The following is a 22,432-nucleotide window of genomic DNA, read 5'->3' as shown; positions in this document are numbered from 1 at the left end:
TAGTTGGTTAAGTCGGACACGCTCTCTCACTGCTTCAGCCAGGGGGCGCTCTGCGCCGTTGCGCTGGCTCTCACGGGCGATGCACGCTCTTTCGCTAGACGTATGAAGATGCTTCGAAAATCACGTCGCGCGCGGTGCGTTTTGTCGGTGTCGGTGCGTCAGCCCTGATCCCTGCGCCCCGCTGAAGTGAAGAGATAGAAGCCGTCACGCTGTGCTGCGGTCCGGGCCGTAGCCTTATCAAAACCGCGTATTCTGAAGCCTCTTTTTCCGAGGGTGCCTCGGAACAACCAAGCGGCGCCGAAGAGGAACGCGGGGATCACGCGACTTGTCGGGACTGCGCAGAACAGATCCTGAGCGAACCGGCTCTCGAAGATGAGGTATCCCGAGCTGCACCCCGGCATGCTGAGCGAGGCGGAGCAGGCGCTCCCAGACACCAAGGCGGGTCCAACGGACGAAGGTCTGCGCGGCGCGAGCCCAGGGACCAAACTCAGCTGGGATGGCGCGCCACTTGGCCCTGCTCTGATGCCGCCAGAGGATGGCCGAAATCGTCCGGCGCTGATCCTGCGGCGGGGTCTTGGCCCTCGGCCGGCGTGCCTCGATCAGCGGCTCCAGCTTTCTCCATTCTGCGTCGTCCAGCATCTCTCCTCCCAGTCAGGAGGAGCAAACGCCCGCACACGGAACACGTTCAAGGCCAAACAGGCCGTAGACAGCCGATCCTTGCGGACGACACCATCGACACTTCAACCCGCAATTGGCAGCTTTGGCCGTGTTGTTCCGCCGTCCGGCGAAAGTGCACCGATGATGTTGCACTCAGCAATGGAGCCGCAACCACAACGATCGATGACGTCTCTCAGTTCATTCGACAACCTCATGAGGTCGGAAATTTTCTGCTCGATCTCCGACAGATGCGCACGTGCGATAATGTCCACCTCTGCGCAAGACCTGTCGCGCTGGTCCGCCAGGGCGAGGAGTTCCCGGACCTTCTTCACCGTGAAGCCCAGGTCGCGGCTGCGGCGGATGAAGCTCAACCGGCGCAGGTGCTCGTCGCCATAGGACCGATAGTTGCCGTCCGTCCGCGGCGGAGCCGGAAGCAAGCCCACCCGCTCGTACCATCGGATCGTCTCGACCTTGGTGGCCGTCGCCGCCGCGAGGTTGCCGATGGTCATCGCATCGATCCGCGACATGCCCTTGACCCTATAGTTGCTACAGGGTTCATATAGGGGGCGCTAAGGCTCGAAGCAATCGTGCGAGCCGTGGAGCAGAACATGTCCAACGCCGCTGTCGCCGCGGCCCCGCCGGTCCCTGCGAACTTGGTCTCGCTGCGATATCGGGTGAAGGGCATGGATTGCCCGAGCTGCGCGGGCAAGATTGAGACGGCGGTCAGGCGCCTGCCCGGCATCGCAACGGTTCGGGTGAACTACACCAGTCAAACCCTCGACCTCACGCTTGATGAGACCGGAACGCCGCGCGACGCTCTTGAGCAGCGTGTCGGGGCGCTCGGGTATCCCATCACGTCCCTTCCGACGGCGGCGGATCTGGCCCGATCGCAGGCGGCCAGCCTCGACGCCTCACTGGCCAAGGTGGAAGCAGAAGACATCGACCTGCCGTTCTGGCGAACCCCCAAGGCCACTCTCGCCATCGCGGTTGGTTCCCTTTTTGCGCTCGGCTTGCTGTTCGACCGCGCAATGCCCGAAGTAGCAGGCGAGTTCGCGTACTGGCCTGGAGCCCTTGTCGGACTTTCCTTCTATGGCCGGCGCGCATTCGCGGCTGCGCGGAATGGCTCGCCTTTTTCCATCGAAATGCTGATGTCGGTGGCAACGGCCGGTGCACTCGCAATCCACGCGGCCGAGGAAGCGGCCGTCGTCGTCCTGCTCTTCACCGTCGGCGAGATGCTGGAGGTCGTCGCAGCTGGGCGGGCGAGGGCCGGCATTCGCAGCCTCGTCGCGCTGGTGCCGAAGATGGCCCGCCTCGTCGACGACGTTGACGGATCGGCGCGGGAGGTGCCCGCTGTCTCCCTTCGCATCGGTCAGACCGTCGTAGTGCGTCCGGGCGACAGAGTGCCGGCCGACGGAGTGGTGACGGACGGGGCATCGAGCCTCGATGAGTCCCCCATCACGGGCGAGTCGGTGCCTAAGGCCAAGGAACCCGGTGACGCCGTCTATGCTGGCAGCGTCAACGCCGACGGTGCTCTTCAGGTTCGTGTGACGCGGGAGGCCGCTGACAACATGGTCGCGCGCATCCTGCACCTGGTCGAGGAGGCACAGGCCTCGAAGTCGCCGACGGCGCGCTTCATTGATCGGTTCAGCGCGATCTACACCCCCCTCGCGTTCGCGTTCTCCGTCCTGGTAGCCGTGGTGCCGCCGCTACTACTCGGCGGGGACTGGGGCACTTGGATCTACCGCGGGCTGGCCCTCCTGCTGATCGCCTGCCCCTGTGCCCTCGTACTCTCGACGCCGGCCGCCATCGCCTCCGGGCTAGCCGCGGGTGCGCGGCGCGGGCTGCTCGTGAAAGGCGGCGCGGCTCTGGAGACCATTGGTCGGGTGCGCACGGTCGCCTTCGACAAGACGGGCACGCTCACGGCGGGACGTCCCCGTGTCACGGACATCTTACCCTTCGGGCCGGATGCTTCGGAACGTTCCATTATCAGCCTTGCCGCCGCGGTCGAGAACGGGTCCAGCCATCCCATCGCCCGAGCTATCCTCGACCGGGCGGACAGAGACGGAGTTCCGCTCCGGCCGACCCGTGACGCGCGGACCATCCCCGGCAGGGCGGTGCAGGCTACGGTCATGGGGCAGACGGTGCTCGTTTCCTCCCCGCGCCACGCCTCGGAAAGAGTCCGTCTCGATTCCGAGGCCGAAAGCGCGGTCGCGAGCCTTGAGGCGGCCGGCAAGACGACCGTCGTCGTCCTGCGCGACGGGGAGGCGCTGGGCATCATCGCCGTGCGGGACGAGCCTCGTCTCAACGCCGCCGACGGCATCGCCGCCCTTCGCGCCATGGGCGTGGATTGCGTGATCCTGACGGGAGACAACCGGCGCACTGGGCAGGCGGTCGCCGCGCAACTCGACCTCGACGTCAGGTCCGAGCTGATGCCCGAGGACAAGCTCGCCGAGATCGCCGCCCTCAAGATCGTCGGCCCCGTCGCGATGGTGGGGGACGGCATCAACGACGCGCCCGCCCTCGCCGCGGCCAGCGTCGGCATCGCGATGGGAGGCGGGACCGACGCCGCCCTGGAGACGGCGGACGCGGCCGTGCTCAACGAGCGGGTGGCCGACGTCGCGGCCCTGGTCGCCCTGTCGCGGGCGACGCTCGGCAACATCCATCAAAATGTCACCATCGCGCTCGGCCTGAAGGTCGTGTTTCTGGTCACGACGCTCCTTGGCATCACCGGTCTGTGGCCGGCCATCCTGGCCGATACCGGCGCGACGGTGCTGGTGACCGCCAACGCGTTGCGCCTTCTGAGGGCCTGATGGTGTCGCCGTCATCATCCCAGTCACCGGCCTATGCGCCTCAAGGCCGGAGTAGGGCCCATCCGCTGCATGATGCTGCCCGGAACACCGGTGCCACCGGTGATGGCGAGGACCGGCGGCGCGAAGCCACTGAGGTTCCGCTCGGCCGGGTTCGTCGAGCCGCGACCGTTGCTGCCATGGTGGCGGCCGCCATGGCTGTCGATCTCGGGACGAAAGCGTTGGCCGTGGAGCTGCTCGCCGGGGGCGTCCCTCAGAGCCTGATGCCTGTGCTCGACCTGAGCCTGGTCTTCAACCGGGGCATCAGCTTCAGCCTGTTCCAGGCGCCCGACCCGACCTCCCTTGCGCTTCTCCTCGGGATGCAGGTCGCCCTCACATGCTTCGTGATCTGGTTGGCCCTGAATGCAGCCGAAGCGCTTCAGCGCCTCGGGTTTTCCGCGATTGCGGGCGGGGCCATCAGCAACGTCCTCGACCGGTTCATGGATGGGGCGGTCACCGACTTCCTTGACCTGCACACGGCGGGCATCCGCTGGTTTACCTTCAACCTTGCCGACGTCTGGATCTCGGTTGGCGTCGTCCTGCTGATCCTGGACGCGCTTCCGATTTGGCCCCACCGCGCCGGCATGCCGGGAGGGCTGGCGCAATGAAGCGCTCTGCCTGTCGGGGCTATACGGTCGTGCCGAACCAAACCATCCCGTCTTGGTGGCTCTGGGTTCAGGTGCCCTCACCTCCGGTGAGGATGACATGCTGGAAAAAGGGCGCTCGGGCTGGCTTTCCTGCTTGCGTTCTCGCCCCGCCAGGATAGCCAGCATGCAAGCGCGACAAGGGCCTCGGTCTTCGCCAAGACTGTCTCGGAGCTTCGCAGGGCATGGCTGGTGGGCAACCGCCGTGCACCTGCTTTCGCTCGTGCTCGTCCTGATCGTCGCTGCTCCCGACCTGAGTCTGGCGACCGACCTTGTCTATCGGGGCGTGCAGACCCAGGCTGGGACGGAACTACCGGTGATGTCGCCCGCCGATGACCCTTCGGCGGCCAAGTCCAACTCCGGTCTCGCCTGTCACGTACACTGCAGCTGCCAACAAGCGATTACGGGGGACAGCATTCCTGCGACGCCATCTCCGGACGGGACACAGCTGAACCAGTTCAAGTCCATCTGCGCGTTCGCATCGGTCTGGCCGGAACGCTTGTCGAGGCCTCCCCGCACATGAGGTAACCGCGCCACCGGAGTGGCGCGGACCTTCCGCTTCCCGCCGGGCCATCGATCCAGCTCAGATGAACACGCGGGAGCGACCGTCACCGCCCGACAGGCGGCTAATTGACGTCCCGGTTGAGTTAGGCCCAATGCGCATTCTCCTGTCCGTTGCCATCCTGGCCACCGGCATCGCCGTCGGTGGTGCGGTGCCACGCGTGTCCGAACTCATCCAGGGCGCCCTCGCCGCGGTCGGGATTTCGAAGGTCCAGCCGCCTCCGGCCGCCGGCCGCGGGGCTTCCAAAACAGAGGCCCCGGAGCACGCAGGCGAGCGCGGTTCCCAGCATGACGAGAAGCCCGGAGCCGAAAGGCCTGCGGACGCGCTTGAGCACAAGGGAGGGGAGAAGCACGCCGAGGAGGGCCTGATCAAGATGCAGCCCGAGCAGGTCGCGGGGCAGGATATCACGCTTGCACAGGCCGAAGGGGGCACGATCGCGCAGCACCTGATCGTTCCGGGCACAATTACGCCGGACGCCGACCGGATCGCGCGCGTGCCGGCCCGGGTCGTCGGGACCGTGGCCGAGATGCGCAAGCGCCTGGGCGATCCCGTGCGAAAGGGTGAGGTCGTGGCCGTGCTCGACAGTCGCGAGGTCGCCGACGCCAAGAGCGAGTACCTGACGACCACCGTCAAGGCGGAGCTGGAGAAGACGAACTTCGACCGGCAGCAGTCCCTCTGGGACAAGCGGATATCCGCGGAATCCGCCTTCCTCAACGCCAGAGCCGTCTACTCGGAAGCGCAACTGCGCGTCGATCTCGCCCGGCAGAAGCTTTCGGCCCTCGGGCTCAACGCCACCGAGGTCTCAAGCTTGGCGAAAAAGGACGAGACGACCCCGAACCTGTCGAGCCTGCGCCAGTACGAGCTGCGCTCGCCCCTAACGGGGCGGGTGGTCGAGCGCAAGGTCGATGTGGGCACCACGGTCGGTGGCCAAGGCGACCCGCCCGACCTCTACTCCGTCGCTGACCTGTCCAACGTCTGGATCGAACTCGCAGTACCCACCGTGGAGCTCGTGAAGATCAAGGAAGGAGCGCGCGTCGGCATCGTCCCGAACCTGGGCGACGAGGACAGGCGCGCCGAGGGCAAGATCATCTTCGTCAGCCCGATCCTCAATCCGGACACGCGCTCCGCCCGGGTCATCGTCGCCTTACCGAACAAGGACATGACTTGGCGGCCGGGCACCTTCGTGACCGCCGAGGTCGAGATCGCGCAGGACCGGGTCAAGGTGAAGTTGCCGAAGGCGGCGCTACAGACGGTCGAGGGCAAGCGCGTGGTTTTCGTGCGCACGCCAGCGGGCTTCAAAAAACGGAACGTCGAGGTCGGCAGGACCGACGATGAAGCGGTCGAGATCGTCTCCGGCCTCGCACCAGGCGACGAGATCGCGGTGGGCAACACGTTCCTTCTCAAGGCTGAGCTCGGCAAGTCCGAAGCCGGCGATAACGACTGACCGCGGAGCACCCCATGATCAGCCGTATTCTCGACTTCTCCGTTCACCAGCGCTGGCTCGTGGTGCTGCTGTCGCTCCTGGCTGCCGGGTTCGGCGTGTTTTCGCTGACCAAGTTGCCCATCGACGCGGTGCCGGACATCACCAACAACCAGGTGCAGATCAACACGGTCGCACCCTCCTACTCGCCGGTCGATATCGAGAAGCAGGTCACCTACCCGGTCGAGACCGCGCTCGCCGGCATCAAGGGGCTCGAATACACCCGCTCGCTCTCGCGCAACGGCTTCTCACAGGTCACCGCCGTCTTCGCGGAAAAGCTCGACATCTACTTCGCCCGCCAGCAGGTCGGCGAGCGTCTGAGCCAAGCGAAGGCCTCGCTGCCACCCGGGGCCGAGCCGCAGATGGGTCCGATCTCGACAGGTCTGGGCGAGATCTACATGTGGTCGGTGCACTATGCGAAGCCGGGCGAGGGCGCGCCGATCGTCGACGGCAAGCCGGGCTGGCAATCCGACGGCAGCTACCTCACGCCCGAGGGGCAGCGCCTCACGACCGAGTTGGAGCGGTCCGCATATCTCCGCACAATCCAGGACTGGATCATCCGCCTGCAGATCAAGACCGTGCCTGGCGTGGCCGGCGTCGATGGCATCGGCGGCTACGAGAAGCAGTATCACGTCCAGCCCGACCCGATGAAGCTCGCCTCCCTCGACCTGTCCTTCGCCGACGTCGCCCGCGCGCTGGAAGCGAACAACGCCAACCAGGGCGCCCGCTACCTGGAGGAGAATGGCGAGGGCTACGTCGTGCGCGCGGCGGGGCGCCTGGAGAGCATGGAGGAAATCGGCACCGTCGTCGTCACCACCCGCGGCGGCGTGCCCGTCCGGATCAAGGACATAGCTCAGGTCCGGATCGGGCGGGATCTGCGGACCGGCTCGGGCAGCGAGGACGGGCGGGAGGTCGTCATCGGCACCGCCTTGATGCTGATCGGCGAGAACAGCCGCACGGTGGCGGCGGCCGTCGATGCCAAGATGAACGAGATCCGGCGTTCGCTCCCGCCCGGCGTCGCCGTGCAGACCGTGCTCAACCGGACGCTCCTCGTCGAGGCCACGATCAAAACGGTGGCCAAGAACTTGGCCGAGGGGGCGGCCCTGGTCATCGTCATCCTGTTCCTGCTGCTCGGCAACATCCGCGCCGCCATCATCACGGCGCTGGTCATCCCGGTCGCCATGCTGATGACCATGACCGGCATGGTCGAGGCGAGGATCTCGGCGAACCTGATGAGCCTCGGCGCCCTCGACTTCGGCCTCATCGTCGACGGCGCCGTCATCATCACCGAGAATGCGTTGCGCCACCTCGCCGAGAAGCAAGCCGAACTCGGGCGCAAGCTCGACTTGGAGGAGCGGCTCGCCACCGTGCGCGCATCGGCCGAGGAGATGATCAAGCCGTCCCTGTTCGGGCAGGCGATCATCATCCTCGTCTACGTGCCCCTCCTGACCTTCACGGGCGTCGAGGGCAAGATGTTCGAGCCGATGGCGCTGACCGTCATTATCGCGCTGGTCTCCGCCTTCGTCCTGTCCCTCACCTTCGTCCCGGCGATGATCGCCATCGTGATCACCGGCAAGGTGACCGAGAAGGACAACCTCATCATTCGGGCCTTCAAGGCCGCCTACCGTCCTGCCTTGGGTGCAGCGGTGCGGGCCCCGCTGGTGTTCATCTCCGCCGCGCTTCTGCTGCTCGCCGGCGCCGGGGTGCTGTTCACCCGGCTCGGTGCGGAGTTCATCCCGACGCTCGACGAGAAGAGCATCGCGATGAACGCGCTGCGGATCCCCTCGACCTCGCTGTCGCAGTCGCAGGCGATGCAACTCAAGATCGAGCAGGCCGTGAGTAAGTTCCCGCAGGTGGCCTACGTCTTCTCGAAGACGGGCACGGCCGAGGTCGCTTCCGACCCGATGCCGCAGAACTCCTCCGACACCTTCGTGATCCTCAAACCGCAGGAGGAGTGGCCGGACCCGGAGCTGTCCAAGGCCGAGCTCCAGGAGCAGATCGAGAAAGCGGTTGGAGGCTTGGCTGGCAACGTTCTGGAGTTTTCGCAGCCGATCCAGCTGCGCTTCAACGAGCTCCTGGCCGGCACCCGCGGCGATCTCGCCGTCAAGGTGTTCGGCGAGGAGTTCGAGCCGATGACGAGGGTGGCGAACCAGATCGCCGCGATCCTGCGTGGCACGCCAGGCGCCGAAGACGTCAAGGTCGAGCAGACCGCGGGCCTGCCGTTCCTGGAGATCAAGATCGACAAGATCGGAGCAGCGCGTCTTGGCCTGAGCACGTCGGCCATCCAGGAGGTCATCGGTGCAGCCATCGGCGGCAAGGAGGCCGGCATGGTGTTCGAGGGCGATCGGCGCTTCCCCATCGTCGTGCGCTTGACGGACAAGGTGCGCGAGGACCGCGAGGCTCTGGAAAACCTGCCCGTATCTCTCCCCCCTGGACCGAATGGGCGCGCCGCGTCGGTGCTTCTGAAGCAGGTCGCAAGTTTCACCGTCTCCGAGGGACCAAACCAGATCAGCCGGGAAAACGGCAAGCGCCGTGTCGTGGTCACCGCCAACGTACGCGGCCGGGACATCGGTTCGCTCGTGGCGGAGGCGCAGGCAAAGGTCGGGAGCGAGGTGCAATTGCCCTCGGGCTACAGCGTGAGCTGGGGCGGCCAGTTCGAGAACCTCGCCTCGGCTCGGCAGCGCCTGATGATCGTGGTGCCGGTGTGCTTCTTCCTGATCTTCCTGCTGTTGTACTCGGCGCTGGGCTCGCCGCGGGACGCGCTGCTGGTGTTCAGCGCGGTGCCACTGGCGCTGACCGGCGGCATCGCGGCGCTCTGGCTGAGGGGGATGCCATTCTCGGTCCCCGCCGCGGTCGGGTTCATAGCCCTGTCGGGGGTCGCAGTCCTGAACGGCCTCGTGATGCTGACCTTCATCAAGCAGCTCATCGCGGAAGGGCGGCCGAAGGCGGAGGCGATCTACGAGGGCGCGATGACCCGGCTGCGGCCGGTGGCGATGACGGCGCTGGTGGCATCCCTCGGCTTCGTGCCGATGGCGCTGGCCACCGAGACCGGGGCGGAGATCCAGCGGCCCCTGGCGACCGTGGTCATCGGCGGCCTGATCAGCGCAACCCTGCTCACGCTCCTCGTCCTGCCGGCCCTCTACGCCCGGTTCGGCGGCGTGCAGACCCCGACGGCTCCTCGACGGGAAGAGGACGCGGGAGCCGTCCGCCGGCCGCTCCGGCAGGCAGCCGAATAGCCCGGCCGGCGCATCGTCGGGCAGCGAAGATTGGCAGGACCGGCAACACCGAGGTGGACCATGGCGATAGCGCCTCGACTCCTGCTCCCGACGGCACTCCTCTGGGCTGGCGCCGTCTCAGGGGCACCGGCGGGAGATGCACCCTTCGGTCTCGCATGGGGGCCGCTCACATCCGTGCCCCGCCCATCCATGGCGGATCGCGAGGGGAACGTCACGGCCCTGTTCTACGTCCACGGCCAGCCCCCGGCGTCCGGGTCCGACACCCAGCAAATCGTCCTCGAGGTCTGTCAGGAGGAGGGTCTGCAGCAGGTCATCTGGCTCAGCCGGCCTTTCGCGGAGGCCGAGATCCCGTCGGCCTATGCAGCCATCTATCGGGAGGGGGTTCGACGTTACGGCGCGCCGCGGGACGACAGGCCGACGCAAGCGGTCGTTTGGCCGACGGGGCGGACGCTTCTGGCGATCCGCCTCGTCGCGGGCGGCGGGAAACGCATCATCATGATTGCCTCGGGCGAACTCTACGAGAAGTGCTCGCTGGAGCACGAGGCCGCGACCGGCCATCCCGCCACCGTCCACACCGCCGACCTACTCGAGGCCCGGGAACGGGGCACAGCGCCATGACCGCGCGCTGGCCGGAGCTCATCCGTGTCCGGCCGGAACTGTCCTGCAACCCTGGAGCGAAGGGGAGTTTCGATGCGAAGAACACTGATAATGGCCCTCGGCATCGCGGTCGCGACATCCGCGCAGGCGCAGTCGACGGCCAAGATCGTCGGCATCGGTGCCCAGACCTGCGCTGAATTTAACGAGGAGATCGGTTCGACCCAAGCAGCCGAGCTGTACTTCTTTGCTTGGGCACAAGGATTCATGAGCGGCGTTCTCATTCGTGCGCCCGCAGGTTTGGACGAAGGCTTGGATCTGACACCACGCTCTTTTCCGCTTCAGGCGCAAGTAGATTTTCTGCGCACGTTTTGCGCCCAGAACCCAGATCAAGACTACATGGATGCCGTCAGGGCTCTCTACCGGCGCTTGCGCGGGCCCGGCATTTAGATGCGAACCTCTCCAGGCAACGTCGGCTCGCGAGGGCTGAGGATCATGGGCATGGCTGGAAGGCTGCCGAGCCCGCGTCTGCCCCTCAGGCTTTGACTGGTCCGTCAAGGAGGCAAGCCGCCCCTTGTCGGATCGGCTTAACCAAGGAAATCTCATGGTGATCGGCTTGACGAGGCTTGTGTGTGTAACTGGATTGGCTGCAACACTTGCCAATTGCAGCCGTATTCCCGATGTTCCCGGCTTCGCGACAGTGCCGTTCATCCTTCAGCTTTCCTCTGGAGAGCACTTGAGGGGTAACGTGACGAGCCGGCTGCTGAGGCGCTACTTCTTTGTCACCGACGGGCGGATGAACTGCAGCGGCACCTTTCACCCGTCTGGGGCGGAGACGCAGGCGTCAGCGACCCTGCATTGCTCGAACGGTCAGCGCGGCGTCGGACCAGCCGCTGGGACGAGTTCGTTCGCCGGGGCCGGGACATTCCGAATGGACGACGGCAGCGACGCCATATTTCAGTACGGGGACGCCATCCGCCATGAATGACAGCGGGAACTCGACCTACTTGGCTGATGCGGTGTTGCACTTGCGCGCAACCGTCGAGTGAGCACCCGAAACCTGCTGACTCACGTCTCGCCCTACGATCATGTCAACGATCTCTGATTTGGCGTGCGCACGCCCGACGGCTCTGAAGATCAGCCTAGCGGCTTCGTGCCGGCACCGATGTCCCGCGCATCCTGCGGGGCGAAGCACACCGGGTAGTTCGGGGCGCTGGAGCAGACCCCTGGTCGCCGGTCCACCCCTTCTTCCCCTCACCTCCAACCTCGGCGAGCCCACTCCCATGTCGTCGCTCCGATCCTCACCGGCCTCGTTCCTCCTACCCCGGGTCGGCGGGACGCTCCTGATCTTAGCCTTGCCGGCCTGCGCGATCTCCTTGCCGGTCTCCCAGCCAGCCGAGGGCCCGCCCGGCGCTGCAGGGCACGATCCAAAGCAGAGCGCGCCCTTGTCACTTCCGGGATTGGACCAGGAGGACTGGCGCAGGGCCCATGGCGTTCTCGGCCTCGCCCTGGAGCCGAGTGGCAACGGCCTGCGCGTGCGATGGGACAACCCGGCCACCGGCCGCAAGGGCAGCATCGCGCCGGCCGCCCTGCCGATCGTGCGCGAGGGTCGGATCTGCCGCGCCTTCCTGGCGACCGTCGAGGAGGCGCGGCGCACCGCCCAGGTTCGCGGCATGGCCTGCCAGCAAGCCGGCGACGACTGGGAGGTGACGGAGCTCGCGCGCTGAGGCGAGCATCGGACGGCCATCTCGATGGCCGGGCAGACCGCTGGGGAGACCGCCGGGTCGGACCCCTCACCGCTGGCCGCGCGCCACCTCGGGCCGCCCCGGCGCGCCAGCCGCCGTCCGCCGCTCCAAGAGGGCGGTGCGCCCGAGGTCGAGGAGGCGCCGGCCATTCACCAGGAACAGGATGGCGGCCAGTCCCAGATAGATCCAGGCGAGCGTGGTCAGCGTCGCGACCGTGCGCGCCTCGTCGTTCCGGTAGGCGAAGGCCAGCGCGACCTGCACGCCGAACAGGGCCGCCAAGGCCAGGGCCGACCAGAGGCCGAGCCGCAGACGCAGGAGCAGCGCCAAGGCGAACAGCGACTGTGCCGCGGTCAGGAAGAACTCCTCGCCCTGGCGCGCGTCGAGCGGCAGGGAAGACATCGAACCCGCGCCGACGCTCAGGGCCAGCGGCAGCATGCCGACGAGCAGCGTCCACTGGTTGATCTTGTCGCTGACGAGGGCGCCGAGCCCGTTCGCGGCGCGCCCCGCGACCACGAACAGGATCGCGACAGTGACGGCCGGAGCCTCGCTCGCCAGCGGCGCCAACCACTGGATCAGGAGGAACTCGTTGAGGCCCAGCAGCCGGCCCGAACGCACCATGGCCTCGGCGAACGGCTCGGCTGAGGCGAGGATGATCACGCAGGCGACGAGCGTCAGTGCAGCCATGACGGCCCACTGCGTCCGCAGCGGCAGCGTGTTCAGGGCCGCGGCGGGGCCGGGCTCTTCGTCCTCGTCCCCCTCCGCCCCAGGCGCGCCGCGCACGCGCCAGACATAGGCCCCGAAGAGCGCGGCCAGGATGGCAAAATCGAGGAGCGTGATGTTGTCCTTGAGGACGATGACGAAGGCGTAGAGGCTCGCCGCGAGCAGGAAGGCGACCTCGACCGCGTTGCCGCGTGACAAGTCCAGCGCCCGCCCGCCGCCGCGCGCCCAGTGGATCACCACCAACAGCGGCCAACCCACACCGACGAGGAGCCGGTTCGCCCCGGTCATGTTGGCGGCGGCATAATGGACGTACTGCGACCCGGGCCCCGCCTTGCCGGCTTGATAGGCGTAGTAGAGATCGACCGCGTACTCGGGCAGCACGGTCACCAGGGCGACGACGGCGATGATCAGGCCCTGCGAAATGTGCCGCTCGGCCGCCTCGGCCCCCCACGAGAGCAGAAAGCCGGCCGACAGGATCGCGAGACCGTAGGCCGCAGTCTCGCCGAGGGCCCCGATCGTCGCGCCGGTCAGACGAAACGCGAGCGCCGGTATCGCCGCCAGCACCGCGACCACCACCAGCATTAGGAAACGTCGCATCCAGGGCCTCCGTCAGGATGGTGGGCGGGCCGGCTCAGGGCTGGCGGGAGTTGCCGGAGCTGAGGGCGCGGGGGTGAACACGGTGAGGGCCCGCGGCAGGACCTCGAACAGTGCCGGCGTCGTCGTCGTGATCTCGCCGTCCGTGTTGACCGGCAGCGGCGGCTCGGTGCGGATATGGATGGGGTCGAGGCTGCAGAAGGCCCGCACGCCCGGCAGCCCGCGCTGGCGTCCGCCCCGTAGGAAGAGCAGCACGGGAAGCAGCCACCAGCGTCGGTGCGCCTCCAGGCTGTAGAAATCGAGGCAGCCGTCGTCGATCTGCGCCGCCTCGTACACCGACATCCCCCCGCCGTAGAAGACGCCGTTGCCCACCGCGATCTGCCGGACCGACATCCGCTCGGAGAGCGGCCCGCAGCGCACCTCGGCTACGAAAGGCTTGGCATGGATCAGGGCTTGGGCAGCGGCGATGGGATAGCCGAAGCGCCCCCAGCGCCGCTTCAGCGGCGCGGTGAGTCGGCGCGTGAGCTCGACGCTCAAGCCCAGGCTGGCCACATTCGCGAACAGGTGTCCGTTGACCCGGCCAAGGTCGATCCGTCGGCAGTGGCCCGCCTGGATCACCCCGGCCGCCGCCGGCGGATCGGTCGGGATGCCGAGCGTGCGGGCCAGATCGTTGGCCGTGCCCAGGGGCAGGATGCCGAGCGGCAGCTTAGCGGCCAACGCGCCCTCCAGGACCGCGTTGACGCTCCCGTCCCCGCCGCCGACCACGATGCCCTCCACGGCACCGGCGAGGTCTTGGATCACGCGGGTCACATCTTCCTGTCCGCCCATGGGCCGGCGCACCAGCGCCATACCTCCGGCCTCGAGGCGCCGGACCGCTGCCTCGGCCGCGTCCGCGCTCCCGCTCCGGCTTCGCGGGTTCAGGAGCAGAAGGGCACTCCGAGGCGGTCGCGGCGATGCTCTCGCTTCCCCCGTCCCGTGCCCCTCGGCGCGGTCGCCGCTGGGATCCGACATCAGGTCCGCGCCGCGCGCACGGATGGGACCGATGCTGACGCGCCAACGGTCCGAATGTCCGAAAGCTCGATGCAGGTGGGCTGATGATGCGGCCGGGCTGAGCCACGCATCGTTCGTTCTCCTTGACGTGCCGCGCTGAGCTGATAACTCAAACACATGTTCAAATGTTTCATGGACGCGCGATGACGTTGGTCCTGGACGAGGAGCAGGCGACCGAACTCGCCGAGATTTTCCGCCTGCTCGGCGACGCGAACCGCCTGCGGATTGCCGTGGTCTGCCTCGATGGCCCTCTGTGCGTAGGCGACATCGCCCGTCGCGTGGACCTGTCAACGTCGCTCGTCAGCCATCACCTGCGCCTCTTGCGCGCGGCGCGGTTCGTGCGCTCGCAGAAGCGGGGCAAGCAGGTGTTCTACGGGACCACCGATGCGCATGTGCGTTGCGTGATCACGGACATGGTCGCGCATGTCAGCGGACAAAGCTGTCTGGGCGTGGTGGAGGGCGAGGATGCTCCTTGAGCAGCCTGATCCGCGCCCGGCGACGCCCATGGAGAACAGGGTATCGTCTCGGATCCGGCACAGCCCCGCGCTCGGAGCGGCGGCACGACGTGCGGGCGGTCCTCGGGACATTCTCAAACCGGCGAGGGATCATGGGTTCGTACTGGGGCATCTGGGGGGACGTACCCAATCACGTCGTGCGACTCGCCCTCGCCTTCGCCTTCGCGTTTCCGCTCGGATAGAACCGCGAGCGCGAGGCACGCAGCGCCGGACTGCGCACCTTTCCCATCGTCGCCATCGCCAGTTGCGGGCTCATCCTGCTCGCCAGCGAGCTCCTCGGCGCGCGCACGCCGGAGCAGGCGCGCATCCTCCAGGGACTCATCACCGGCATCGGCTTCATCGGCGGCGGCGCTATCCTGAAAGGCGGCGACAACGTGCACGGCACCGCGACCGCGGCGAGCCTGTGGAACGTGGGCGTGATCGGGGCGGCCGTCGGCTTTGGCTACTACGATCTCGGGCTCATCCTCGCCCTCTGCAACTTCCTGGTCCTCGCGCTCTTGACGCCCCTGAAGCACAGTCCTGGGGCCGCCGCGCCCGGGGACCAAGGCGCGCTCGGCGAGCCGACGCGAGCCCAGGCCGCCGCGGGCGAGGCCGGGCGAGCCGACTGACGGCACCCCGGCATCGAGGCTCAGCGCGGACCGGCCCGGGCGCGCCTGCCGAGCCCAGATGCGGTAGGTGTCGCCGAAGGTTTCGGGATGGCGGGCCTCGAAGCCGTGCCACGCCGTCGGCGACCGCGCCGCGGCCGGATCCGAGAGCTCGGCCGGGATACGCCCTCTCAATCCAAGGAGTGTTCGAGCTCAAGGCCGAGCAATTCCAGCCCGCAAGCATCCGGTATCGCGCCGATCCTGGGCAGCGTGAAACGGTGCTCCTCAACGTGGAAGGTCAGGTCGCAGCATTCCGACAGGGTCCAGAAGTCCCAGGCGGCCCTGAGCAGCATGCCGAGGTCCGGATGCGCCGCGGCATCGGTCATGACGGTACGCCGCCCCGCCCGCACGCCGGTCGGGATCGGCGCGAGCGCATGCTCCGCAACCAGGCTGTGCCCCGCGACCACGCTGGCGCGCGCAATCTCGCTGTAGAGGCCGAGGAACAGCAGGCCGCTTGGGCCGGCCCCGGTTCAAGGCGACGCAGCCAAGCACGTCGAGGGCCCCGGGTTCTTAGGAGCGGGTCGCGAGCACCAACCAGGCCTAGCGCTCGGCCAGGTCGAGGCGACCGGCATTCAGGGTCTCGGCGCCCGCTGCAGCGCCGGCAGCGCCGCCGACGGGGCTGCGCCCGACAAATTCCGGGCTTGTCGCAAACTCGGGTTCGGGCCGCAGAAGGAGCCGCCCGCCCTCGATTTCACGCTTTGTTCGCGAGCGGAAGACCAAAGCAGGTGGCGAGCAGCTGGTTCTGCTCCCGAACGGTCCACGCGCCAGCGAACCCGAAGCCCTTGCGCAGCCAGAGCATCGCCTCGAAGCCGCAGATCGTGCGCCGCGCCGTGTTGAACGACCGGAACCCGCCCACCCGCGGCATCGCCCGCTTCACTCGGAAGTGGTCGCTCTCGATCCCCTGCTGCAGGTGCTTGGTGACGTAGTGGGTGGGCGTGCGCGGCAGCAGCCCCTCCTTGCAGCTCTCTGCGATGGCTGACGGGTACGGACCGGCGCCATCGGTGCCGATCCGGTCAGGCGCGAGAAGCGGTTGATCCTGCAGCATCTTGCGGAAGAAGCGCTTAGCGGCATCCAGATCGCGGTTGGCGGTGAGCAGGAAGTCGACCGCCTCGCCGTGCTTGTCGATGGCCCGGTACAGGTAGCGCCACTGGCCCCGCACCTTGATGTAGGTCTCGTCGACGCGCACGGACCCGCAATGCGGCTTGCGGAACCGGCGCAGGCGGCGTTCGATGGCCGGGGCGTAGGCGAGCACCCAGCGGTTGATGGTGGAGTGGTCGACCGTGAGGCCCCGTTCGAGGAGCATCTCCTCGATGTCGCGATAGCTGAGCGAGTAGCGCAGGTACCAGGTGACGGCCTGGACGATCAGGGTGGCTTCGAAGTGCCGGCCCCGGAAGTCGCCGCGGGCCTCTCTCTTCAGCTTGAGGGCGAGGGCGTTGAGGAACATGGGCCGGCTCCGAGGCAGAGCGGCAAGCTGGGCAGGGATGGTTACCGACCCGTAAACGGGGGTCCGTTCGCGTTTGCGACAGGCCCCTCGCGCTTACATGAGCTTGCACCGCATACAGCAAACGGCTTGCCGTAAACGGTAAACTGCGCGGCAAGGCCTGATTGAACGGGAAAGCTGGCCCCAAATTGGCTTCCAGCTTGGGTTTTTGTGGGAACACCGGCCCCAAATTTCCGGGATCTCCGGGCCGAACGGTCGCCTAGAGCACGGTTTGACCTCGGCCGCGCGCCGATCAAGTGTCTGATTGAGGGCCTGAACGGCCACGGGAAAGCTAGCCCCAGATTTACCGTGGCCGCGTCGCGGGCCAAGCTCATCCGCCAGATCGGCACCCCGTCGCTTGCGGGATTCACAGTCGCGGAGCGGCTGCATCATCACCCCACTGCGCTCAGCGCGGTGACAAAGCCTCTCAGGAGGCTTGTGAGCGGCTTTCGGAGCCTCTGCCGTCACGCTGTCGGTTCTGCCGCCCCAAACGCTTCCTGAGGTCGCTCAGGTGGATTTTGCCACCCGCACACTCGGAGAGCCCATCTTTGGTCGCCGTGAGGCGACCACCATCTGGAATCGAGCCGCCGGAGGCGGCTTCCGTATTGGGCGGGGGAGCGGGTTTTCGCGTAGCGAAAAGGGGCGGGGTCTGTGCTTGCACAGACGGAACCGGAGATGCACAGCCTGTCCACGGGCTTGTTCAAGGGTCAGATTCTGTGGGTTCGCTCCACAGGCCTGCGTCTCTTTAGGTCTCTTTAAGATATCTATATAAGAAGTCTTTATAAAAATTCCTGTTTGTCTGCAGTGGGTTAGGCCATAAATTTGGGGCTAGTATTCCGGTAAATTGGGGCCGGACTTCCCGAATTTGGGGCCGGACTTCCGTAATTTTGGGGCTGCACTTCCGGTGGCACCCCGTGTTATCCACAGCCCTAAGGCTGCCCTTAGGAGTGGGCGGCAACGGCGGATTTCTGCGGAAATTTGGGGCCGCTGTTCCCGCACGCACATTTGGTCGTCTTCCGGCACCCAAACACCATAAAACAGGGCACAGGAAGGCCGTTCTGGACCTGAATTTGGGGCTGGCTTTCCGGTGTGAGGCGAGCAGAGACAGACACTTAGCAGACAGATCCCCTGCCCCGGTATGACCGGCCGCACGACCGGCCGGACCAATTCTGGGGCCGCCTTTCCGGCCTGCTGTCAATAATTGCAGGGGTTTAGCGGCACGCATCAGCACGTAGGTTGCCAGCGTCCAGTGCGCGGTCTGTCCGGAATTTGGGGCTGCACTTCCGGACCGCAGCAAGGGAATTCAGACGCTTAGGCGGTCAGCTGTGCCGCCGCCTGCCCTGCGGCCTTGGCCAGATCCATCTCCAGCTGGGTCGGCGCAGCGTGGGTGTAGTGGTAGCGGCGCGACTTCTTCCAGCCCGAGCCGGTGATCTCCTCGCGCCACTCCTTCAGGCCGCCGGCAGCGACCATGTCGTTGAAGGCCTGCCGGCAGTCCTTGCGGAACTGGGCGCGGGTCGCGCTGGTCTCTTTGTCCGACCACAGATCCCGGCCGGCGAGCTGCGCCAGGCGCTCCTCGTCGATCCAGGCGAAGGCTGGCTGACTGTCGATGAACGGCCAGAACGTTTTGGCGTGGTCGCCCTTGAGGCGGAACTGCACGTCGGCGTTGATGCTGACCAGGTGCGCCTTCTCGATCATCTGCAGCACGCTCGGGCCGTAGCGGACCGTGACGCTGCTATCGAGCTGCGCGCCCTCCCAGCTGACCTCGGTGATCAGCGGCGCGGCGCTGCCACGGCTGTCAGGCAGGGCGCCGATCGAACGGGTCTTCTTGATCTTGTCGAGCTCGTCGAGGGAGCGGCCCTCGTGGATCAGCACGCTGACCTGCTGGATCTCCTGGAACACGTGCACGAGGCTCAGGAGGTTGTTGACGTGCTCGGTGCGGCCCATCACGCGGATCAGCTCGCGCCAGCTCGTGCGCGTCTCGTAGTAGGTCCGCATGGGCGGAATGAACGTGCCCGGCCGGTAGTCCGGGTTGGGCATGGAGACCTTTTCGCGCTTCAGGCGAAACAGGGCGTAGATCGCATCGCGGTGCTGGCTGCCCAGCTCGCGCCCCCTCACCTCGACGACCGAGTAGCCCGGCACCTCGTAGACGCGGGTGAAATTGCTGTCGGTGATCAGGTTGACCTTGCGCGGCACGAAGGCCGAGGTCCGCGCCAGGCGGTCCGGCATCACTGCCGGGTTGCGCCGGCCGCGCCGGTTCTTGAGCGTCCGCTCGCGGCGCGCGAGGCGCTGCTGTTCTTCAGGCGTGAGCGGGCGTCCGGTGGTCATGGCTGCGACTCAAGCTAGGGCATGACAGGAACAGTGGCACCAAAATTCGGGAACAGCAGCCCCAAATTTCTGCTCACTGTTGCAGCCCGTATGCAGACGGTCGCCAATTCTGACGGTTTACGGCTTACGGTTTACCGCAAGCCGCATACCGCCCTTCACTTCTCGGAAAACTCCGCCAGCGAGGGCTGGCCGTACTTGGCCAGGACCATGTCGAGGCCTTCGCGCAGGTAGCTGTTCAGGTCGCGGTCGTGCTCGATGCACATCAGGCGCAGGCGCTTGCTGGCAGCCGGCGGCACGTAGACCGTGAGCTTGGCCTCCTGCGACTTACCCGGGCGGGCGGCCGCCGCGGACGGGTGCTGTACGACCTCGGCGGTGTCCTGGGCAGCGGGCTGGCTGTGACCGCCAAGGGCGATTTCAAGCGACGCGGGTTTCTTGGCCATGCTGTTTTCCTTCCATGCGGTTGAGCGCCCACTGCAGCAGCTCGCGCACTTCGGCGGCGGCCTTGCTGGTGGTGTCGCGTTCGGTGACCCCCTGCCCTGTCGCCAGCGCGTCCATGTGGTCGGCGCGCATCGCGAGCGGTGTGTTCGCCACCGCGCCGGACAGCTGCAGGACGCGGAACGCATCGCTGGTCCGGATCGAGCGGCCAGGCGGGCACTGGTTGAGGACGTAGGAGAACGGTTTGCCGAGGCGGGTGATGCTGCGCACGGTCGGCGCGGCAGCCTCGATGTCGGCGATGCTCGGCCGCGCTGGGATCAGGCACAGGTTGGCCACCTGGATCGCCGCGGTGGCTGCCGGTGTATCGACGCCGGGCGTGTCGATGATCACGAGCTGGACTCCCTGTTTCTTCAGGAGCCCCATCGCGGCCTCAAGCTGACCGGCCTGGAGGGCGTTGACCTCCGGGCCGCCGGTCCCTTCCCGGCGCTCATACCAGTTCTTGGCGGTGCCCTGCGGGTCGAGGTCGATGATCGAGGTCTTGATCCCCCGCTCCTCGGCCGCGACGGCCAGAGAGACGGCCAGGCTGCTTTTTCCGGTGCCGCCCTTCTGGGTGACAAATGCGATGACGTTCATGGCGGCATCCTTTCGGGGGCGAGCCTAAACGGCAAGCGGTTAACAGCAAGCTGCACGCGGTATGCGGCAAGCGGTGTGCCTTATGCCGCACACGGCACGCGGCATGCCGTTTACGGCAAAACTTGCGATGACGCCAGCTCATCTCAGCGCCGATAGGAGAAGGACGCCCGCATTGCGCTGATCTCGCCATTTGCCGCAAACGGCATAAGGTAACGCTGCTGGAACAATATGTTGTTGGCTCAGGCGGCGGTAACCAACGCCGGCAGCCTCGGCCGCAGCGCTTGCGGCATACCGCATGCCGTAAGCGGTAGTGCTACTCGTACTCGATGCCTGCCTGGGTGACGAAGTTGTTCCAGAGTCGTTCGGCAGCCTGCTCAGGCGTAACCTTCTCGTCGCGAGAGCGTCCTAGCCCGTCGATCATGGCGTTCAGGAACAGGTTGTAGTCGTCTGCCTCGACGCTCATCCAGCCGTTCGACGTACCAGCCTCGGCATGCGGCTGGTAGACAAAGGACAGGTCACCGACCTGCATGCGGCCGCCGCGCGCCTGCCGGACTGTGATGTGCGCCTCGCCGTTGCGCATCAGGGCGCGGTTGACCACCGTACAGGTGAACGCGTTCGGGCCCATAAGCTCGAACCGAGCGCGGATCTGGTCACTGGCCTCGTGCAGCTCGGCGCAGGCGTTCTGGAAGTAGGTCTGGATCGTCCGGAAAGCGGCCTCGGCATATTCGGCCTTCTGGATCGCATCGAACTGCTGCTTGACCCGCACGCGCCGCGCCGTGCCGAGCGCCGTTACGCCAGTGCCCTCGGCCCCCACGTCCGGTCCGGGGGAGGGGGTGGCCGCCAGCGCCCGGCGGATACCCTCCACGGCATTGAGGTAGGCGGTGTTCTCGTTTGTCCACTCGGACACCGGCTTGCCGTCCTTGGGCAGGACGAGGATCTGGCTAAATGGCGAGTTGAGCCAATCGCACGGTTCGAGGATCACGGCCAAGATGCGCAGGCGACCCTCCGCCTGCAGCTGCAGCGCCCGCTGGAATTCCTTTTCGTAGCAGTAGTTCGAGGCCAGGTAGTCCGGGCTGACCAGCGCGATGAACAGGCTGCTCTGAGCCAGCGCCGCACTGATCGTCTGGCCGACGTTGTCGCCAGGGATGATCGCATGATCCGACCAGGCCTGCAGGCTGCCGTCGCGCCGCAGCATGACGAGGTGCTTGTGCAGGCGCTCCAGGCGCTTCTCGTCGGCGTGGGCGTAGGAGATGAAGGCGTTGTTCGGCATCGGGCACAGTGCCTCCGGGCGTGATCGGCTTGCGCTGCTCTCCCTTTGGCGACCTTGGCAGCTCAGCAGGCCAATGGCCAGGCTGGGCATTCGTTCCATCTTTGTTCAATGTCATCGTTTACGGCGAACGGCTTACCGTAAACCGTGAACGGCATGCGGTAACGTGACCGTATCCGCAGAAACCTGCCGTTCCGGCGGGCATCTGCAGAGACTCGCTAAGCCGCTCCGGTGTACCGAGGATCCAGCAGCCTGTCAGAGCAGGCTTGATTGGTAACATATACGGTACTATAGTGAATGGAGATCAGGGTGTTTCTGGACGCCCGCGGAGGGAGTCCGTTCGCCAGCTGGTTCGATGATCTGGACGCCCAGGCGGCGGCCAAGGTCACGGTGGCGCTGACGCGGATGGAGCGCGGCAACCTCGCGAACGCCAAGGCGGTCGGGGGAGGGGTTCAGGAGTTCCGGATCGACTGGGGTCCTGGTTACCGGCTGTATTTCGGGCGGGACGGGGACACGCTGATCATCCTGCTGTGTGGCGGCACCAAGCGCCGGCAGCAGGACGACATCGCTGAGGCGCAGGCGCACTGGGCGGAGTACAAACGACGGAAAAAGGAGGAGGGGTGATGGCCCTGACCCGCAGCTTCAAGGACACCGTGAAGGCGCGCGCCGAGAGCGACCCGGCGTTCCGCGATGCCCTGCTGACTGAGGCGGTGGACCAGTTTCTGGCCGGCGACCTCGACACCGGCAAGGCGGTGCTCCGCGACTACATCAACGCGACGATCGGCTTTGAGCGCTTGGCCGCAGAGACCGGAAGCTCGTCCAAGAGCCTGATGCGCATGCTGAGCCCGACCGGCAACCCCACAGCCAGCAACCTGTTCAGTGTCCTGAGCACCGTCCAGAAGGCAGCCGGTGTGCACTTGGCTGTCGCGACAGGCCGCTGAGTCAATTTAGGATTAATAAATTCAACCTACGGCATTCAGCCCAAGCCCATTGCAAGCACCTTAC

21 protein-coding genes and 1 pseudogene are annotated in these 22,432 nt (G+C 66.6%); 12 read left to right on the top strand and 10 right to left on the bottom strand.

From position 1 onward, the window contains the following. Nucleotides 1-321: 321 nt before the first annotated feature. Both DA075_RS35315 and DA075_RS35310 read right to left on the bottom strand, forming a co-directional pair. A pseudogene (locus DA075_RS35315) lies at nucleotides 322-639 on the bottom strand (transposase); the annotation flags it as partial. A 101-nt stretch (nucleotides 640-740) separates the two neighbouring features. Beyond that, nucleotides 741-1,166 (bottom strand): MerR family transcriptional regulator, encoded by a 426-nt coding sequence (locus DA075_RS35310; protein ID WP_099957680.1) that lies wholly within the window; start codon nucleotides 1,164-1,166, stop codon nucleotides 741-743. A 99-nt stretch (nucleotides 1,167-1,265) separates the two neighbouring features. Between DA075_RS35310 and DA075_RS35305 the strand changes: the two genes are divergently transcribed. From DA075_RS35305 to DA075_RS36935, 8 genes are all read left to right on the top strand, one after another. After that, on the top strand, nucleotides 1,266-3,467 hold the full coding sequence (locus DA075_RS35305; protein ID WP_099957676.1) for a heavy metal translocating P-type ATPase: 2,202 nt from the start codon (nucleotides 1,266-1,268) through the stop codon (nucleotides 3,465-3,467). Further along, nucleotides 3,467-4,111: a signal peptidase II gene (lspA, locus tag DA075_RS35300; protein ID WP_236012842.1), complete on the top strand. Its 645-nt coding sequence runs from the start codon at nucleotides 3,467-3,469 to the stop codon at nucleotides 4,109-4,111. The genes DA075_RS35305 and lspA overlap by 1 nt, the downstream gene beginning before the upstream one ends. 692 nt (nucleotides 4,112-4,803) lie before the next feature. After that, nucleotides 4,804-6,153, top strand: a complete 1,350-nt coding sequence (locus tag DA075_RS35295) for an efflux RND transporter periplasmic adaptor subunit (protein WP_099957674.1) — start codon at nucleotides 4,804-4,806, stop codon at nucleotides 6,151-6,153. A gap of 14 nt (nucleotides 6,154-6,167) precedes the next feature. Beyond that, the gene (locus DA075_RS35290) at nucleotides 6,168-9,425 is read left to right on the top strand and encodes an efflux RND transporter permease subunit (RefSeq protein WP_099957673.1); all 3,258 of its coding nucleotides are present in this window, start codon (nucleotides 6,168-6,170) and stop codon (nucleotides 9,423-9,425) included. Nucleotides 9,426-9,614: 189 nt separating this feature from the next. After that, nucleotides 9,615-10,043, top strand: a complete 429-nt coding sequence (locus tag DA075_RS35285) for a threonyl-trna synthetase (RefSeq protein WP_236012843.1) — start codon at nucleotides 9,615-9,617, stop codon at nucleotides 10,041-10,043. 90 nt (nucleotides 10,044-10,133) lie between these two features. After that, the gene (locus DA075_RS35280) at nucleotides 10,134-10,469 is read left to right on the top strand and encodes a hypothetical protein (RefSeq protein WP_236012844.1); all 336 of its coding nucleotides are present in this window, start codon (nucleotides 10,134-10,136) and stop codon (nucleotides 10,467-10,469) included. A gap of 154 nt (nucleotides 10,470-10,623) precedes the next feature. Then, the gene (locus DA075_RS36280) at nucleotides 10,624-11,007 is read left to right on the top strand and encodes a hypothetical protein (protein WP_123834609.1); all 384 of its coding nucleotides are present in this window, start codon (nucleotides 10,624-10,626) and stop codon (nucleotides 11,005-11,007) included. A 457-nt stretch (nucleotides 11,008-11,464) separates the two neighbouring features. Then, a complete protein-coding gene (locus DA075_RS36935) occupies nucleotides 11,465-11,746 on the top strand; it encodes an RT0821/Lpp0805 family surface protein (RefSeq protein WP_164712608.1) in 282 nt (93 codons plus the stop codon). 66 nt (nucleotides 11,747-11,812) lie between these two features. Here the strand turns inward: DA075_RS36935 and DA075_RS35265 are convergent, their stop codons facing one another. After that, nucleotides 11,813-13,081, bottom strand: a complete 1,269-nt coding sequence (locus DA075_RS35265) for a sodium:proton exchanger (RefSeq protein ID WP_099957669.1) — start codon at nucleotides 13,079-13,081, stop codon at nucleotides 11,813-11,815. 12 nt (nucleotides 13,082-13,093) lie between these two features. Then, nucleotides 13,094-14,089, bottom strand: coding sequence for a lipid kinase (locus DA075_RS35260; protein WP_099957668.1), 996 nt, complete (start codon nucleotides 14,087-14,089; stop codon nucleotides 13,094-13,096). A gap of 182 nt (nucleotides 14,090-14,271) precedes the next feature. Here DA075_RS35260 and DA075_RS35255 point away from each other — a divergent pair, with 182 nt between their 5' ends. After that, nucleotides 14,272-14,604: an ArsR/SmtB family transcription factor gene (locus tag DA075_RS35255; protein ID WP_099957667.1), complete on the top strand. Its 333-nt coding sequence runs from the start codon at nucleotides 14,272-14,274 to the stop codon at nucleotides 14,602-14,604. A 251-nt stretch (nucleotides 14,605-14,855) separates the two neighbouring features. Further along, complete coding sequence (locus DA075_RS35250; protein ID WP_338068043.1) at nucleotides 14,856-15,251, top strand: MgtC/SapB family protein; 396 nt, start codon at nucleotides 14,856-14,858, stop codon at nucleotides 15,249-15,251. 167 nt (nucleotides 15,252-15,418) lie between these two features. On the opposite strand, the gene DA075_RS35245 is transcribed toward DA075_RS35250, so the two are convergent. The 6 genes from DA075_RS35245 to DA075_RS35220 all read right to left on the bottom strand — a co-directional run bounded on the left by DA075_RS35245 (nucleotide 15,419) and on the right by DA075_RS35220 (nucleotide 21,430). Next, on the bottom strand, nucleotides 15,419-15,694 hold the full coding sequence (locus tag DA075_RS35245; protein WP_099957666.1) for a hypothetical protein: 276 nt from the start codon (nucleotides 15,692-15,694) through the stop codon (nucleotides 15,419-15,421). Between the two features lie 284 nt (nucleotides 15,695-15,978). Beyond that, entirely contained in the window at nucleotides 15,979-16,731 is a 753-nt protein-coding gene (locus tag DA075_RS35240) for an IS6 family transposase (RefSeq protein WP_099957665.1), read from the bottom strand. A 1,347-nt stretch (nucleotides 16,732-18,078) separates the two neighbouring features. Next, nucleotides 18,079-19,092 (bottom strand): hypothetical protein, encoded by a 1,014-nt coding sequence (locus DA075_RS35235; protein WP_007558570.1) that lies wholly within the window; start codon nucleotides 19,090-19,092, stop codon nucleotides 18,079-18,081. Nucleotides 19,093-19,247: 155 nt separating this feature from the next. After that, nucleotides 19,248-19,532: a ribbon-helix-helix domain-containing protein gene (locus tag DA075_RS35230; protein WP_053611419.1), complete on the bottom strand. Its 285-nt coding sequence runs from the start codon at nucleotides 19,530-19,532 to the stop codon at nucleotides 19,248-19,250. Next, complete coding sequence (locus DA075_RS35225) at nucleotides 19,507-20,160, bottom strand: ParA family protein (protein WP_053611418.1); 654 nt, start codon at nucleotides 20,158-20,160, stop codon at nucleotides 19,507-19,509. The genes DA075_RS35230 and DA075_RS35225 overlap by 26 nt, the downstream gene beginning before the upstream one ends. Nucleotides 20,161-20,473: 313 nt before the next feature. After that, nucleotides 20,474-21,430, bottom strand: coding sequence for a toll/interleukin-1 receptor domain-containing protein (locus tag DA075_RS35220; protein WP_053611417.1), 957 nt, complete (start codon nucleotides 21,428-21,430; stop codon nucleotides 20,474-20,476). Between the two features lie 294 nt (nucleotides 21,431-21,724). On the opposite strand from DA075_RS35220, the gene DA075_RS35215 reads away from it, so the two are divergent. Both DA075_RS35215 and DA075_RS35210 read left to right on the top strand, forming a co-directional pair. Beyond that, nucleotides 21,725-22,051 (top strand): type II toxin-antitoxin system RelE/ParE family toxin, encoded by a 327-nt coding sequence (locus tag DA075_RS35215; RefSeq protein ID WP_053611416.1) that lies wholly within the window; start codon nucleotides 21,725-21,727, stop codon nucleotides 22,049-22,051. Beyond that, nucleotides 22,051-22,368, top strand: a complete 318-nt coding sequence (locus DA075_RS35210) for a helix-turn-helix domain-containing transcriptional regulator (protein ID WP_053611415.1) — start codon at nucleotides 22,051-22,053, stop codon at nucleotides 22,366-22,368. Before DA075_RS35215 ends, DA075_RS35210 begins: the two co-directional genes overlap by 1 nt. Nucleotides 22,369-22,432: the final 64 nt, after the last annotated feature.

This window comes from Methylobacterium currus (genome assembly GCF_003058325.1).
GTDB lineage: Bacteria > Pseudomonadota > Alphaproteobacteria > Rhizobiales > Beijerinckiaceae > Methylobacterium > Methylobacterium currus.
This window is presented reverse-complemented; position numbering and strand designations above follow the sequence as displayed.

What these genes read in the sequence shown, in the direction of transcription:
- DA075_RS35295 (WP_099957674.1), top strand. Translation starts at nt 4,804, where the DNA reads ATGCGCATTCTCCTGTCCGTTGCCATCCTGGCCACCGGCATCGCCGTC.
- lspA (WP_236012842.1), top strand. Translation starts at nt 3,467, where the DNA reads ATGGTGTCGCCGTCATCATCCCAGTCACCGGCCTATGCGCCTCAAGGC.
- DA075_RS35210 (WP_053611415.1), top strand. Translation starts at nt 22,051, where the DNA reads ATGGCCCTGACCCGCAGCTTCAAGGACACCGTGAAGGCGCGCGCCGAG.
- DA075_RS35240 (WP_099957665.1), bottom strand. Translation starts at nt 16,731, where the DNA reads ATGTTCCTCAACGCCCTCGCCCTCAAGCTGAAGAGAGAGGCCCGCGGC.
- DA075_RS35310 (WP_099957680.1), bottom strand. Translation starts at nt 1,166, where the DNA reads ATGACCATCGGCAACCTCGCGGCGGCGACGGCCACCAAGGTCGAGACG.
- DA075_RS35260 (WP_099957668.1), bottom strand. Translation starts at nt 14,089, where the DNA reads ATGTCGGATCCCAGCGGCGACCGCGCCGAGGGGCACGGGACGGGGGAA.
- DA075_RS35290 (WP_099957673.1), top strand. Translation starts at nt 6,168, where the DNA reads ATGATCAGCCGTATTCTCGACTTCTCCGTTCACCAGCGCTGGCTCGTG.
- DA075_RS35305 (WP_099957676.1), top strand. Translation starts at nt 1,266, where the DNA reads ATGTCCAACGCCGCTGTCGCCGCGGCCCCGCCGGTCCCTGCGAACTTG.
- DA075_RS35230 (WP_053611419.1), bottom strand. Translation starts at nt 19,532, where the DNA reads ATGGCCAAGAAACCCGCGTCGCTTGAAATCGCCCTTGGCGGTCACAGC.
- DA075_RS35265 (WP_099957669.1), bottom strand. Translation starts at nt 13,081, where the DNA reads ATGCGACGTTTCCTAATGCTGGTGGTGGTCGCGGTGCTGGCGGCGATA.
- DA075_RS35225 (WP_053611418.1), bottom strand. Translation starts at nt 20,160, where the DNA reads ATGAACGTCATCGCATTTGTCACCCAGAAGGGCGGCACCGGAAAAAGC.
- DA075_RS35215 (WP_053611416.1), top strand. Translation starts at nt 21,725, where the DNA reads ATGGAGATCAGGGTGTTTCTGGACGCCCGCGGAGGGAGTCCGTTCGCC.
- DA075_RS36280 (WP_123834609.1), top strand. Translation starts at nt 10,624, where the DNA reads ATGGTGATCGGCTTGACGAGGCTTGTGTGTGTAACTGGATTGGCTGCA.
- DA075_RS35285 (WP_236012843.1), top strand. Translation starts at nt 9,615, where the DNA reads ATGGCGGATCGCGAGGGGAACGTCACGGCCCTGTTCTACGTCCACGGC.
- DA075_RS35280 (WP_236012844.1), top strand. Translation starts at nt 10,134, where the DNA reads ATGGCCCTCGGCATCGCGGTCGCGACATCCGCGCAGGCGCAGTCGACG.
- DA075_RS35220 (WP_053611417.1), bottom strand. Translation starts at nt 21,430, where the DNA reads ATGCCGAACAACGCCTTCATCTCCTACGCCCACGCCGACGAGAAGCGC.
- DA075_RS35255 (WP_099957667.1), top strand. Translation starts at nt 14,272, where the DNA reads ATGACGTTGGTCCTGGACGAGGAGCAGGCGACCGAACTCGCCGAGATT.
- DA075_RS35235 (WP_007558570.1), bottom strand. Translation starts at nt 19,092, where the DNA reads ATGACCACCGGACGCCCGCTCACGCCTGAAGAACAGCAGCGCCTCGCG.